Genomic DNA, 13,512 nt, shown 5'->3' on the forward strand with positions numbered 1-13,512 from the left:
CCCTGTGAGGCGGCGGCTCAGGCCACGACCGGCTGGCGGGCGGCGGCCGCAGCCGCTTCGACCGGCGTGGACACCGGCTCGGCGACCGCCTTCTCGGGCTCGGCCGGGCCCTGCAGCACCACCGGCTCGCGCCGCTTCCTGTTGAACAGGAGCTGCGTCACGTCGGGCCGCGAATAGTGGCCGGCCGGGTCGCCGGCCGCCTTGGCCAGCGAGATCATCCCGAGGTCGATGTCGGCCACCACCAGCCCTTCCTCGTCCTCGGCCAGGTTCTTGCCGAGCGGCGAGCCGTCGGGTCCGTAGATGCGCGCGAAGCCGCCGCCGACCAGCAGCATCTGCTGCTTGCCGGGGTCGGTGCACAGCAGGTCGTGCATCGCCTTCGAGACCGTGGCGCAAGGCGCCACCACGAAGCACTGGCCCTCGGCCGCGTACACCTGGCTGGCGGCGTTGTTGACTTCGGCGCCGAGCGCGTAGGCGCCGCCGCGGTAGAGCGAGAAGCTGGGCCAGGCGCCGCAGTGGATCTGCTCGTTCTGCGAGTACATCGCGTACTTGCTGAGCGGCTGCAGGTGCTCCCAGCACGACAGCGAGCCGATGTTGCCGATAGCCGTCTCGACCACGGCGAGGTCCGAGCCGTCGCCTTCGCCGAAGACGGTGCGCTCGACGTGCGTCGGCTTGAGCTTGCGCCGGGTCTGCAGCGTGTTGCCCTGGTCGTCGATCAGGGCCTGGGCGATGTAGAGGCTGCCGGCGGCCTTCTCGCTGTAGCCGAGCGAGACCCAGATGCGGTGCTTGCGCGCGGCCTCGCGGATGCGGTCGAACTCGGGCGAGCCGACGACCAGGGCGTTGTCGTGATAGCGCTGCACGAACTGCATGCCCCAGGCCGGCGAATCGAGCCAGATCCACCACGGATAGCCGGGCACCCAGGTCTCGGGAAAGGCGATCAGCTGCACGCCCTGGCCGGCCGCCTGGGCCATCAGGTCGATGGTCTTGTCGATGGTGCCGTCGAGGTCGAGGAAGACGGGGGCGGCTTGCACCGCGGCGACGCGCAGGCGGGGATGGGTGGTGCTGGACATGGCGTTTCTCCAAAGGGGTGGAAGGGGCCCGCGGCATCCGGGTTAGCGCGGTGGCATGCGGGTTGCTTGAAGCGTAAGTTCGCCGCCTGGAAGCGCCTTGTCCGGAATTCGCGGCGTTCTTGATCCAGCGTTGCAAGCGGCCCTTTGGCGCACCTCCCCGGAAGGATCCCCATGACCCAACTGCTCAGCACAGCCGTCGTTCCGCGCGAGCAGCGGCTCGCCTACTGGACCGACATGATCTGCAACGTCTACGTGCAGCTCGGCTGCGATCCGGTGCCGGGCGATCGCCCCAGGGGCGAATTCGACGGCAGCATCCGCCAGCACACGCTGCCCAGCCTCGATGTCTCGGTGGTCACGTCGGGGCCGCAGAAGGTGATGCGCACCGCCGGCCACATCGCGCGCTCGTCGGACGACTACTTCCTGGTCAGCATCCAGGCCCGCGGCCGCGGCGTGGTCCGGCAGGACGGCCGCGACGCCGTGCTGTCGGTGGGCGATTTCGCGCTCTACGACAGCACGCGGCCCTATCAGCTGCAGTTCGACGACGCCTTCGAGCAGATCGTGCTCAAGCTGCCCGGCGAGCGCCTGCGCAGCGAACTGCGCCAGACCGAGGCCCTGACCGCCACCACGGTGTCGGGCCGCGAGGGCGCCGGCCACTTGCTGCTGGGCATGATCCGCACCTTGCACGAGGACATCGACGCGCTGCAGCCGGCGTCGGCGCTGGCGGTCGCCAATGGCGTGCTCAACATCCTGGTGGCCGGGCTGCAGACGCTGCCGGCGGCGCGCGCGCCGGCGCTGAGCAACCTGACCGCCTTCCACCTGGCGCGCATCAAGCGCCGCATCGACGAGCAGCTCGACGATCCGGCGCTGTCGGTCGGCACGCTGGCGGCTGCGCTCGGCCTGTCGGTGAGCCAGATCCACCGCGTCTTCAAGAGCGAGCCGGTGACGCCGGCGCAGTACATCTGGGAGCGAAGGCTAGAGGCCTGCAGCCGCGATCTGCTGGACCCGCGCGCCGCCGGCCGCACGGTCGGCGAGATCGCCTATGGCCGCGGCTTCAGCGACGCGGCGCATTTCAGCCGGGCGTTTCGCGAGCGTTTCGGCTGCTCGCCGCGCGAGTGGCGCCAGCGCATCGCGCATTGAATCGGCGCCCGGCTGCCGGGCATGGGATTGCGGCATGATGCGCGAAAGAGCCACACCGGAGACACCCATGGCGCGCGCCGACAGAGCCGACCCCGACGAAGAACTGGACCGCCGGGCACGCGCCCTGGCGAGCGCCTTCACGACGCCCCGGCCCAGTGTCGAGGAGCGCATGGCCATGGGCAAGGCGCTGCGAGAGCGTCTGCCCCGGGCCAGCCATGGCGCCTTCGAGCGCTCACCGCAGGTCGATCCGGTGGCGATCCTGCTGGCGCAGGCGAGCACCCGGATAGCGGACTTGGTGCCGGTGCGGCACGCCCGCATGCTGCAGTCGCCGTTCGCCTTCCTGCGCGGCGCGGCGGCCGTCATGGCGGCCGACCTGGCGCCGAGCCCGAACACGGGGCTGCAGGTGCAGGCCTGCGGCGACATGCATGTCGCCAACTTCGGCGTCTTCGCGTCGGCCGAGCGGCAGCTGGTGTTCGCGATCAACGATTTCGACGAGACCCAGCCCGGGCCCTGGGAATGGGACGTCAAGCGGCTGGCGGCCAGTGCCTATGTGGCGGCCGATCATCTGTCGTGCGACAAGGCGGGGCGGGAAGCCGCCGCGCGGGCCGCGGTGGAGAGCTATCGCAGCCGGATGCGCCGCTATGCGGGCATGGGGCAGATGGAGGTCTGGTACGACACGATCCACAGCGACCGGCTGCTCGAATCGCTGCCGCCGGCCATGCGCGGGAGCGCCGATGCCGTGCTCGACAAGGCGCGCAAGCGCACCCACATGCAGGTGCTCGACAAGATGACCGACCTGGTCGACGACCAGCACCGGATCATCGAGCAGCACCCCTTCATCGTGCGCGCCAGCGTGACCTCGATGGGGCGGCCGGTGGACGAGGCGATCGGGCACTGCCTGGCCCACTACCTCGAGTCGCTGGCCCCGGACCGGCGGCTGCTTCTTTCGCGCTACCGCGTGCTCGACGCGGCGCAGAAGGTGGTCGGAGTGGGCAGCGTCGGCACCCGCTGCTGGATTGTCCTGATGCAGGGGCGCGATTGGGACGACCCGCTGTTCCTGCAGCTGAAAGAAGCGCAGCCCTCCGTGCTGGAAGCCTATGTGGGCTGCGCGGCATCGCCCGACGCGCCCACCAATCATGGCGAGCGCGTGGTGCGCGGGCAGCGGCTGATCCAGGGCTCGCCCGACATCTTCCTCGGCTGGGGCGAGATCGACGGCGTGCACTTCTACATCCGGCAGCTGCGCGACATGAAGGGCGGCATCGAGATGGAGCCGGGCCAGACCACGCAGGCCGGCTTCATCGAGTACTGCCGCCTCTGCGGCTGGGCGCTGGCGCTGGCGCACGCCAAGTCGGGCGACGCGGCGATGATCGGCGGCTACCTCGGCAAGTCGGACGTGTTCGACGATGCGCTGGTGGCGTTCGCCGCCGCCTATGCGGCGCAGACCGAGGCCGATCATGCGAGCTTCGCCGCGGCGGCGAAGGAGGGGCTGGTGGAGGTGGCCGAATAGGTCCGCAGGCGTCAGACGATCGCGCGCTCGCGCAGCGCCTGCAGCCGCTCGGCGTCCAGGCCCAGTTCCGCCGCCAGCACCTGCGCACTGTGCTCGCCCAGCATCGGCGAAGCCCGGTGCACCACCGGCGTGCCCGAAAAACGCAGTGGGCTGCGCAGGCTCGGCACGTCCACGCCCCGGCCGTGCGGCAGGCGCAAGGCCAGTTCGCGGTGCCGGGTCTGCGGGTCCTCGAACACGCCCCGCATGTCGTTGATCGGACCGCAGGGAACGCCGGCAGCTTCGAGCGCGGCGAGCAGCTCGGCCCGCAGCCGGCCGGCCAGCGCCGGGGCCAACAAGTCGCGCAGCGGGCCCCGGTTGGCGACCCGCAGCGCGTTGCTGCCGAAGCGCGGATCGTCGGTCCACCCGGGGCAGCCCAGCGCGCGGCACAGCGCCTGGAACTGGCCGTTGTTGCCGGCCGCCACGATCAGGTGGCCGTCGGCGCAGGCGAACACCTCGGACGGCGAGGCGATCGGGTTGGTGTTGCCCACCCGCGGCGGCACCTTGCCGTTCATGAGGAAGCCGAGCGCCAGATGGCCGTTGAGCGCGACCGAGGCATCGAGCATGGCCGCATCCACATGCTGTCCTTCGCCGGTCTCGCGCCGGTGGTAGAGCGCTCCCACCACGCCGATCGCGGCATAGAGCCCGGTCACCACGTCGGTGATCGGGATCGCGGTGCGCATCGGTTCGGCGCCCGGCGTGCCCTCGGCCTGGCCGCAGGTGCTCATCACGCCGGCCAGGCCCTGCAGGATGAAGTCGTAGGCCGGCCGGCCGGCGTAGGGGCCGCCCTGGCCGAAGCCGGTGACCGAGCAGTAGACGATGTCCGGGCGCAGGCGGCGGATGCTGGCCTCGTCGAGCCCGTAGCGCGCCAAGGTGCCGACCTTGTAGTTCTCGACCACCACGTCGCAGCGCGCCGCCAGCTCGCGCGCCAGCGCGGCACCCTCGGGCGTGGCGATGTCCAGCGTGACCGATTGCTTGCCGCGGTTGTAGGCCAGGTAGAGCGCCGAATCGTTGCTGTCGGCGCCCTCGGCATCGGGCAGGAACGGCCCCATGCGGCGGGTGTCGTCGCCCTCGCCGGGCTTCTCGATCTTGTAGACCGTGGCGCCCATGTCGGCCAGGATCTGCGTGCACAGCGGCCCGGCGATGACCCGGGTCAGGTCCAGCACCTTGATGCCTTCGAGGATGGCTGCCATCGTTCTCACTCCAGCCGGATGTCGGCCTTCTTCACCACCTCGGCCCAGCGCGCGGCCTCGCTGCGGATGAAGGCGTCGAACTGCTCCGGTCTCCCGCCGACCGGGTCGATGCCGTAGTCGATCAGCTTGTCGCGGATCTCGGGCAGCTGCAACACCTGCTGCAACTCGGCCGACAGCTTGTGGACGATCTCGTTGGGCGTCTTGGCGGGTGCCAGGAGGCCGATCCAGCTGCCGCCGGTCATGCCCGGGTAGCCGGCTTCGGCCATCGTCGGAACGTCGGGGGCCGCGGGCCAGCGCTTGGCGCTGGTCATCGCCAGGCCGCGCAGCTTGCCCGCCTTGATGTGCGGCATCATGGTCTGCACCGAGTCGAAGATGACCGAGACCTGGCCCGCGAACAGGTCGGGCAGGGCCGGCGCGATGCCCTTGTAAGGCACGTGGGTCATCGGCACGCCGGCGGTCTGGGCGAACTGCTCGGCCACCAGGTGCGCGCCCGAGCCGGCACCGCTGGAGGCGAAGGTGGCGCGCTGCGGGTTGGCCTTGGCCCAGGCCACGAAGCCCTTGAGGTCGGTCGGCGGCAATTGCGCGCTGGACACCATCAGCAGCGGGATGGCGCCGAACTCGCTCACGCCGCGCAGGTCCTGCAGCGGCGAGTAGCTCATCCTGGGATAGAGACTGGGGTTGATCGCGTGCGCCGCCACCACCACCAGCAGCGTGTAGCCGTCGGGCGCCGCCCGCGCCACCGCGGCCGAGCCGATCTGGCCGTTGGCGCCGCCCTGGTTGTCTACCACCACCGTGGCCTTCAGGCGATCGGCCAGCTTCTGCATCACCAGCCGGGTCACCGCGTCGGAGACGCCGCCGGGCGTGTAGGGCACCACCACCCGGATCGGCTTGGAGGGATAGGCCTCCTGCGCCGATGCGCTGCCGCCGGCACCTGCGATCGCGAACAGCGCCAGGGCGGCAGCCAGTGCCTTGCGGCGAACAATCGATGTCATCGTGTCTCTCCTTGGGTTATGGGTGGGAAGCGTGGTCCGGCGCCGGGCCGGTCACCAGCCCTTCGTCGATCCAGCGTCGCGGGATCCGGACCGGGTGGTCGAGCAGCATCTGGGCGAAGGACTTGCCGAGCGGGTCGGAGCGCAGGCTGGCGACGCCGCCGCCGCCCAGCGCCCGCTGCAGCACGAAGTTCAGCGCGTGCAGGCCGGGGACCTCGAAGCGCTCGACCTTGCCGTCGACCAGGTGCGCGAAGTACGCGCGCAGCTGCGCCGGCCCGAGCTGTGCGCGCAGCAGCGGCAGGAATTCGGGGCGGCGCGCGATCACGCCGATGTTCTCGTCGTCGCCCTTGTCGCCGCTGCGGGCCCAGGCCAGCGCCACCAGCGGCACGCTCACGGCGTCGTCGCCGGGCTGGATCCGCGTGGCGTCGACGTCCAGCGGCGAGGGCGCGGTGGCCGGGCCCTGCGCCGGCGGCGCGACGGCCTCGCTCCTGTCGTCGAGCGCGACCCGCAGCGCCAGCTGCGCCTTCGGCACCAGGAACGAAAAGACCTTGATGACCGGCTGCACGTCGGCGCGGCCCGCGAACGAGGAGCGCGTGCCCGGTCCCATCGAAGTCCCGGCCGAGGCGCACTCGCGCTGCAGGAAGGCCAGGCCCTGGGGGTCGGCATGGCGCGCCGCGATCCGGAGCACCACTTCGCGGGTCGGCAGGCTGCGGGCGTGGGCGCCGTAGAGTGCCTCGCAGCCGAGCAGCTCGACCCGGGTCTCGGTGTAGTCGGCCAGCCCGCGGCCGCGCAGCTGGGCCCGGGTGCGCTCGAGCAGGGCGTCGGCGGTCTTGCGCGCCTTGGCGGGTGCATCGATGCCACGGATCGCCATCAGCAGCTGCAGCTGCCAGCCGTCGCGCCAGGTGCCGTTGGCCTTGTAGCTGGCGGTCGGAGGCCGGCCGCGGGCGCCGCTCACGCGCACCCGGCCCGGCGCCTCGGCCTCGACCCGCACCTGGCGGAAGTCGCAGCTGACGTCGGGCATCAGGTAGTGGGCCGGGTCGCCCACTTCGTAGAGCACCTGTTCGGCGACCGCGCCGGGGTGGATCAGGCCGCCCGTGCCTTCGGGCTTGGACAGCACGAAGCTGCCGTCGGCGGCGCAGTCGATCACCGGATAGCCCATGTTGGCCCAGTCGGGCACCTGCGCCCAGTCGGTGAAGAGGCCGCCGGTGGCCTGGGCGCCGCATTCGATCACGTGGCCCGCCAAGGTGCCGGCGGCGATGCGGTCCCAGTCGTCCCAGCGCCAGGCGAACTCGTGCGCCAGCGCGCCGACCACCACCGCGCTGTCGACGCAGCGGCCGGTGATCACGATGTCGGCACCCAGGGCCAGGGCCTGCGCGATGCCGCGGGCGCCCACGTAGGCGTTGGCCGAGTAGAGGCCGGCCGGCGGTGCCTCGCCGGTGTGCAGGTCGCGCAGGCCCTGGGCGCGCAGCGCGTCGAACTGCGGCATCAGGTCGTCGCCCGTGACCACGGCGATGCGGGGCGCCAGCCCCTGCTGCCGCGCGACCGCCTCCAGCGCGTCGCGGCAGGCTTCGGGGTTCAGCCCGCCGGCGTTGGCGATGACGCGCACGCCGCGGGCGCAGATCGCGCCCAGGTTCGGCGCCATGGCGGCGTGCACGAAGTCGGTGGCGTAGCCCAGTGCCGGGTCCTTGGCGCGCGCCCGCGCCAGGATCGACATCGTGGTTTCGGCCAGGTAGTCGTAGACGAGGTACTGCAGGCCCGGGACCTGCAGCAGCTGCGGGGTGGCGATGGCGGAATCGCCCCAGAAGCCGCTGGCGCCGCCGATGCGCACCGCCCTCGTCATGCCCGGGCCTCGATGCGCAGCAGCAGCGCGCCCTTGGCCGACTGGCCGCCGGCCTGCACGCAGACTTCGGCCACCACGCCGGCCAGCGGGGCGGTCAGCTGGTGCTCCATCTTCATGGCTTCGAGCACCACCAGCCGCTGGCCGGCCTCGACCGCGTCGCCGGCGCGCACCGCAACCTCGACGATGCGGCCGGTCAGCGGCGCGGTGATGGCGCCGGTGCCGCCTTCGGCGACCCGGCTCTTGCGCTCGCTGGTGCGCTCGAAGCGCCAGGCGCGGCCGGCGTGGAACAGGTGCAGCGCGTCGTCCTGGGCCGCGACCACCGCGCTCTCGACCATGCCGTCGCATTCGGCGCTGATGGCGCTGCGGCCGTCGTCGTGCCAGCGCGCATCGCGCAGCACGAGACGCTCGGGTGCCGCATCGCGGCCCTGCACCTCGGCCACCCAGTGCGTGCCCTGGCCGGCCAGGCGCACGTCCCAGCGAACGCTGCCCTGGGCCAGCGCGATCCGCGCCGGCTGCTGGCCCAGCGCGTGGGTCGCGATCGACAGCGAGCCCGCCGCGCCGGGCATCGCCTCGGCCAGCGCCGCAAAGGCCGCCAGCGCGACGGTCCGCGAGGTCGGCACCGCGCGTTTGGCCAGGGCGGCACCGAAGCGCTGCGGCACGAAGCCGGTGTTGACCTGCAGGCCGTCGGCGAACACCGGATCGGCCAGGCAATCGGCGATGAAGCCCTGGTTGCTCGGCAGGCCGAGCAGCACGCAGTGTTCGGTGGCCCGCAGCAGCTTGCGCAATGCTTCCTCGCGCGTGGCGCCGTGCGCCACCAGCTTGGCGACCATCGAGTCGTAGTGCGGCGACACGGCCCCGCCCTCGGCCAGCGCATGGTCGACCCGGACGTCGTGGCCGTCGGCCGGCGGCCGCCAGCGCAGCACCGGGCCGGTCTGCGGCAGGAAGCCCGCGGGCACGTCTTCGGCCGTGAGTCGGACCTCGATCGCATGGCCGTCGAGCCGCACCTCGGTCTGCTGGATCGCCAGCGGCTCGCCGGCCGCGATGCGCAACTGCCATTCGACCAGATCGAGGCCGGTGATCGCCTCGGTCACCGCATGCTCTACCTGCAGGCGGGTGTTCATCTCCATGAAATAGAAGCGACCGTCCCGGTCAAGCAGGAATTCCATCGTGCCGGCACCGATGTAGCCGATCGCCCGGGCGCTCTTGACCGCTGCTTCGCCCATGCGTGCGCGCAGGGCGGCGTCGACGGCGGGCGAGGGCGCTTCCTCGATCACCTTCTGGTGGCGCCGCTGCACCGAGCAGTCGCGCTCGCCGAGATGGATCACGTGGCCGTGGCTGTCGGCCAGGATCTGGATCTCGACGTGGCGCGGCGCGACCACCGCGCGTTCGAGGATCAGTTCGCCGGAGCCGAAGGCCACCTCGGCCTCGGAGCGCGCCGAGGCCAGGGCCTGCGGCAGCGCGGCGGCGTCCTCGACCAGCCGCATGCCGCGCCCGCCGCCGCCGGCCGCGGCCTTCACCATCACCGGGAAGCCGATGTCCGCGGCCGCGTGCACGAAGGCAGCGTCGCGCTGGTCCTCGCCTTGGTAGCCGGGAATGCAGGGCATCTCGGCGGCCATCACGAGCCGCTTGGCCTGCGCCTTGTTGCCCATCGCGCGGATCGCCGCGCCCGAAGGGCCGATGAAGACCAGCCCGGCGGCATCGACCGCGTCCGCGAAGTCCTCGTTCTCGGCCAGGAAGCCGTAGCCGGGATGCACCGCGTCGGCGCCCGTGCGGCGCGCCGCTTCGAGGATGGCGGGAATGTTCAGGTACGAATCGCGCGGCGCCGCGCCGCCGATCAGCACGGCGCGGTCGGCGGCCCGCACATGGGGGCTCGAACGATCGGCTTCGGAGTACACGGCGACGCTGCCGTAGCCCATGCGGCGCACGGTGCGAAGGATGCGGATCGCGATCTCGCCGCGGTTGGCGACGAGCACGGTGTGGAAGGGGCGGATCTGTTTGCGCGTGGTCATGGAAGTTGTTCCTCAGGCGGCGGCGGAGGCCGGCACGGCCTGCGCTTCGCGGATCTCGGCGGCGCTGAATTCGCGATGCCATGCGGCGGCGCGCTTCTCGCGAAAGGCCGCGATGCCCTCGGCGCCTTCGCTGCGCATGCAGCCGGCGAACTGGCGGGCCGCGTCGTCGAGCAGCGATTCATCGCTTTCACGCCCGCAGCGTTGCAGCAGCGGCTTGAGCACGCGATTGGCCAGCGGCCCGCAGGCGCCGACCCGGCCGAGCCACTGTGCGAGCAGTTCGTCGAGTGCCGCACCATCGGCTGCGAGTTCATCGACGAGGCCGAGGCGCAAGGCCGTGTCGCCGCTCACGCGCTCGCCGCTGAGCCCGAGCCGGCGCGCGATCCGATGGCCCAGGCGCGCCACCACGAAAGGCGCGATCTGCGCCGGGATGATGCCGAGCGAGGTCTCGCTCAGCGCGAAGCGCGCATCGCGCGTCGCCAGCACGATGTCGGCAGCGCAGGCGAGGCCCATGCCGCCGCCCATCGCTGCGCCTTCGACGACGGCGATCACCGGCACCGGCAGCGCGGCCAGGCGTTGCATGAAGCGGCCGAACTCGCGGTTGCGCGCGGCCACGGGGTCTTCGCCGCCGCTGGGGTCGGCGTCGAGCCGCGACTGGAAGCTGCCGACATTGCCGCCGGCGCAGAAGAAGCCCTGGCTGCCGCGCAGCACCAGCGCCCGCACGGCCACGTCGGACTCGGCGAGGCCGATCACTTCTGCGAGCTCGGCCACCACCTCGGGCGAGAGGGCGTTGCGCGTCTTCGGCTGGTGCAAGGTCGCGAACAGCACGTCGTGCCGGCGCCGGAGCAGGAGGTGCCTGTAGTCCATGGTCGGGGCCATCGCTTCAGGCGTCCATGTTCATGAGGCCCATCTGGCGGGCGATGACCATCAGCATCACTTCATCCGCGCCGCCGCCGATGGAGCCAAGCCGGTAGTCGCGGTAGGCGCGCGACACCGGGTTGTCCCAGGTGTAGCCCATGCCGCCCTGGAACTGCATGCACCAGTCGGCGATCTCGCGCGACAGCCGCCCGGCCTTGAGCTTGGCCATCGAGGCCAGCTCAACCACGTCGCCGCCCTCGATGTAGGTCTGGGTCGCGACGTAGACCAGGGCGCGCAGGGCTTCGAGCTCGGTCTTGAGCTCGGCCAGCTTGTACTGGATGAACTGGTTGTCCAGAAGCGGCCGGCCGAAGGCCTGGCGCTGGCGCAGGTAGTCGGCGGTCTCCTGGATCCAGGCCATGGCCGACAGGCGCCGCGCCGCGCCGTCGAGCCGCTCTTCCTGGAACTGCTTCATCTGGTAGATGAAGCCCATGCCTTCTTCGCCGATGCGATGGCGCACCGGCACGCGCACCTCGTCGAAGAAAATCTGCGCCGTGTCGGAACTCCACATGCCGAACTTCCTGATCTTCTGCACCTCGATGCCGCGCGTGCGTTTCCCGTCCTGCGTGAGCGGCACGATGATCAGCGACTTGTTCTTGTGCGCCGAGCCGCCTTCGGAGGTGTTGCACAAGAGGCAGATCCAGTCGGCCTGGGTGCCGTTGGTGATCCACATCTTCGAGCCGCTGATCACGTAGTCGTCGCCGTCGCGCCGGGCCCGGGTCTTGAGCGAGGCGACGTCCGAGCCGGCACCCTGTTCCGACACGCCGATGGCGGCCACCATCTCGCCGGCGATCGCGGGCGCCAGGAACTCGCGCTTGAGATCGTCGGAACCGAAGGCCGCCAGCGCCGGCGTCGCCATGTTCGACTGCACGCCGATGGCCATCGCCACGCCTTGGGCGCGCGCGTAGCCCATCGCCTCGGCGGCCGCCAGTGCATACGAGAAGTCGAGGCCCAGGCCGCCATAGGCCTCGGGCTTGGTGATGCCGAGAAAGCCGAGGCCGCCCATCTTCCGGAACAGGTCGTGCGCCGGGAAGATCTCGGCGGCTTCCCATTCGTCGACGAAGGGGTCGATCTCGGAGGCGATGAAGCGGCGGATGCTCTGCATCAGCGCCTGGTGTTCGGATGTGTAAAGCATGGGAGTCCTCGGGGCTAGAAGCGCGCGACGCCGAACTGCATCGGGCGGGTGGTGCGCTGTTCGGCTTCGCGCGCGGTCGCGAGCACGAGGGCCAGTACGTCGCGCGTGCGGCGCGGGTCGATCACGCCGTCGTCGAGCAGATGGCCGCTGGTGTGGAAGGCGCTCGCCTGGCGCTCGAAGTTGGCGACGATCTCGGCCTTTTGCGCCGCGAGCTTGGCGTCGTCGACGGTCGCGCCTTTTCGTTCGGCCTGCTGGCGCGCCACGATCTCCAGCGTGGTCGCGGCCTGCTCGCCGCCCATCACGGCGGTGCGCGCGTTGGGCCACGAGAAACAGAAGCGCGGATGGAAGGCGCGGCCGCACATGCCGTAGTTCCCAGCGCCGAACGAGGCGCCGCAATAGACCGTGACCTGCGGCACCTGGGAATTGGCCAGCGCCTGGATCATCTTGCTGCCGTGCTTGATCATGCCGGCCTCTTCGGAGGCTCGGCCGACGATGAAGCCGGTGGTGTTCTGCAGGTAGACGATCGGCGTGCCCGACTGGTTGCACAGCTGGATGAACTGCGCCGCCTTGGTCGCGCCGGCGGGGTCGATCGGGCCGTTGTTGGTGACGAAGCCGACGTTGTGGCCTTCGATGCGGCCATTGCCGCAAATGGTGGCCGGCCCGTAGTCGGGCTTGAAGTCCATCCAGCACGAATCGTCGACGACGCGCGCGATCACCTCGCGCATGTCGATGGGCTTCCGGTGTTCCAGCACCATCGCGCCCGCGAGTTCCTCGGGATCGAGTCGCGGCGGCTGGAAGGCGGCTCCCGCATCGTCGGCGGCGCGCCGCCAGCCGAGGTTGGCGACGATGTCGCGCGCGACCGCGATGGCGTGCGCGTCATCCTCGGCCACGTATTCGGCGAGGCCGCTGACGCTGGCGTGCATGTCGGTGCCGCCGAGTTCTTCATCGGTCGCGATCTCGCCCGTGGCGGCCTTGAGCAGCGGTGGGCCGGCGAGGAAGGCCTTGGCCCGGCCGCGCACCATCACGACGTAGTCCGACAGGCCCGGCATGTAGGCACCGCCGGCGGTCGACGAGCCGTGAACCACCGTCACGATCGGCAGGCCGGCCGCCGAGAGGCGTGCGAGGTTGTAGAACATGCCGCCGCCGCGGATGAATTTCTCGACCCGGTACTTGCGCAGGTTGGCGCCGGCCGATTCGACCAGGTGGACGAAGGGAAGCTTGTTCTCGAGCGCGAGCTCCTGGCAGCGCATCAGCTTCTGGTTGCCCGACTCGGTCAGCGCGCCGGCGTCGATGCCGGAATCGGTCACCACCACCATGCAGCGCACGCCGCTCACGAAGCCGATGCCGGCGATCTGCGAGCCACCGGGCACGCAGGAGGCCGGATCGGGGTCGTCCATGCCATAGCCCGCGAGATTGGCGATCGGCAGGAAGGGCGCCCCGGGGTCGAGCAGCCGGCTCATGCGTTCGCGCGGCAGCAGCGCGCCTCGCTTCTCGAAGTTGGCGGTGGCGCGCGCGGAGGCATCGGCGGCGCGCTGCTCCAGCGCGCGCAGCTCGTCGATCAATGCGAGCATGCCGGCGCGCTGCGCCTGGAAGGCCTCGGACGCCGGATGAAGGCGGGATTGGAACGGAGTCATGGGTGGGGACTTTCGCAATGAAGTTGCGACGGGACGATCTGCATCTGGTGAAG

The 13,512-nt window shown here is 71.1% G+C and carries 10 protein-coding genes; 2 read left to right on the plus strand and 8 right to left on the minus strand.

The genetic code is table 11. The annotated features are described in order from the left end of the window. Window positions 1-17: 17 nt before the first annotated feature. Window positions 18-1,067, minus strand: a complete 1,050-nt coding sequence (locus QTI17_RS21155) for a carbon-nitrogen hydrolase family protein (RefSeq protein ID WP_286535418.1) — start codon at window positions 1,065-1,067, stop codon at window positions 18-20. A 171-nt stretch (window positions 1,068-1,238) separates the two neighbouring features. Between QTI17_RS21155 and QTI17_RS21160 the strand changes: the two genes are divergently transcribed. Together QTI17_RS21160 and QTI17_RS21165 are read left to right on the plus strand one after the other, a co-directional pair. Further along, complete coding sequence (locus QTI17_RS21160; RefSeq protein WP_286535419.1) at window positions 1,239-2,204, plus strand: AraC-like ligand-binding domain-containing protein; 966 nt, start codon at window positions 1,239-1,241, stop codon at window positions 2,202-2,204. A 67-nt stretch (window positions 2,205-2,271) separates the two neighbouring features. Then, window positions 2,272-3,711 (plus strand): DUF2252 domain-containing protein, encoded by a 1,440-nt coding sequence (locus tag QTI17_RS21165; protein WP_286535420.1) that lies wholly within the window; start codon window positions 2,272-2,274, stop codon window positions 3,709-3,711. Window positions 3,712-3,722: 11 nt separating this feature from the next. On the opposite strand, the gene QTI17_RS21170 is transcribed toward QTI17_RS21165, so the two are convergent. The 7 genes from QTI17_RS21170 to QTI17_RS21200 are packed head-to-tail and all read right to left on the minus strand — an operon-like array spanning window position 3,723 to window position 13,459. After that, entirely contained in the window at window positions 3,723-4,940 is a 1,218-nt protein-coding gene (locus tag QTI17_RS21170) for a CaiB/BaiF CoA transferase family protein (protein ID WP_286535421.1), read from the minus strand. Window positions 4,941-4,945: 5 nt separating this feature from the next. Beyond that, entirely contained in the window at window positions 4,946-5,932 is a 987-nt protein-coding gene (locus tag QTI17_RS21175; RefSeq protein ID WP_286535422.1) for a tripartite tricarboxylate transporter substrate binding protein, read from the minus strand. 16 nt (window positions 5,933-5,948) lie between these two features. Further along, entirely contained in the window at window positions 5,949-7,769 is a 1,821-nt protein-coding gene (locus QTI17_RS21180) for an acyclic terpene utilization AtuA family protein (protein ID WP_286535423.1), read from the minus strand. After that, window positions 7,766-9,778 (minus strand): acetyl/propionyl/methylcrotonyl-CoA carboxylase subunit alpha, encoded by a 2,013-nt coding sequence (locus QTI17_RS21185; protein WP_286535425.1) that lies wholly within the window; start codon window positions 9,776-9,778, stop codon window positions 7,766-7,768. Before QTI17_RS21185 ends, QTI17_RS21180 begins: the two co-directional genes overlap by 4 nt. Before the next feature lie 12 nt (window positions 9,779-9,790). Further along, on the minus strand, window positions 9,791-10,642 hold the full coding sequence (locus QTI17_RS21190) for an enoyl-CoA hydratase/isomerase family protein (protein ID WP_286535426.1): 852 nt from the start codon (window positions 10,640-10,642) through the stop codon (window positions 9,791-9,793). Between the two features lie 16 nt (window positions 10,643-10,658). Beyond that, complete coding sequence (locus QTI17_RS21195; protein WP_286535427.1) at window positions 10,659-11,825, minus strand: acyl-CoA dehydrogenase family protein; 1,167 nt, start codon at window positions 11,823-11,825, stop codon at window positions 10,659-10,661. A 14-nt stretch (window positions 11,826-11,839) separates the two neighbouring features. After that, window positions 11,840-13,459, minus strand: coding sequence for an acyl-CoA carboxylase subunit beta (locus QTI17_RS21200; protein ID WP_286535428.1), 1,620 nt, complete (start codon window positions 13,457-13,459; stop codon window positions 11,840-11,842). Between the last annotated feature and the right edge of the window lie 53 nt (window positions 13,460-13,512).

Origin of the sequence: Variovorax sp. J31P179 (assembly GCF_030316985.1) — a bacterium.
In the GTDB taxonomy this organism is placed as follows: Bacteria; Pseudomonadota; Gammaproteobacteria; order Burkholderiales; family Burkholderiaceae_C; genus Variovorax; species Variovorax ginsengisoli_B.

Bases quoted from the DNA above. Each gene is read 5' to 3' on its own strand.
- QTI17_RS21175 (WP_286535422.1), bottom strand. From the start codon at position 5,932: ATGACATCGATTGTTCGCCGCAAGGCACTGGCTGCCGCCCTGGCGCTG.
- QTI17_RS21195 (WP_286535427.1), bottom strand. From the start codon at position 11,825: ATGCTTTACACATCCGAACACCAGGCGCTGATGCAGAGCATCCGCCGC.
- QTI17_RS21165 (WP_286535420.1), top strand. From the start codon at position 2,272: ATGGCGCGCGCCGACAGAGCCGACCCCGACGAAGAACTGGACCGCCGG.
- QTI17_RS21185 (WP_286535425.1), bottom strand. From the start codon at position 9,778: ATGACCACGCGCAAACAGATCCGCCCCTTCCACACCGTGCTCGTCGCC.
- QTI17_RS21180 (WP_286535423.1), bottom strand. From the start codon at position 7,769: ATGACGAGGGCGGTGCGCATCGGCGGCGCCAGCGGCTTCTGGGGCGAT.
- QTI17_RS21155 (WP_286535418.1), bottom strand. From the start codon at position 1,067: ATGTCCAGCACCACCCATCCCCGCCTGCGCGTCGCCGCGGTGCAAGCC.
- QTI17_RS21190 (WP_286535426.1), bottom strand. From the start codon at position 10,642: ATGGACTACAGGCACCTCCTGCTCCGGCGCCGGCACGACGTGCTGTTC.
- QTI17_RS21160 (WP_286535419.1), top strand. From the start codon at position 1,239: ATGACCCAACTGCTCAGCACAGCCGTCGTTCCGCGCGAGCAGCGGCTC.
- QTI17_RS21170 (WP_286535421.1), bottom strand. From the start codon at position 4,940: ATGGCAGCCATCCTCGAAGGCATCAAGGTGCTGGACCTGACCCGGGTC.
- QTI17_RS21200 (WP_286535428.1), bottom strand. From the start codon at position 13,459: ATGACTCCGTTCCAATCCCGCCTTCATCCGGCGTCCGAGGCCTTCCAG.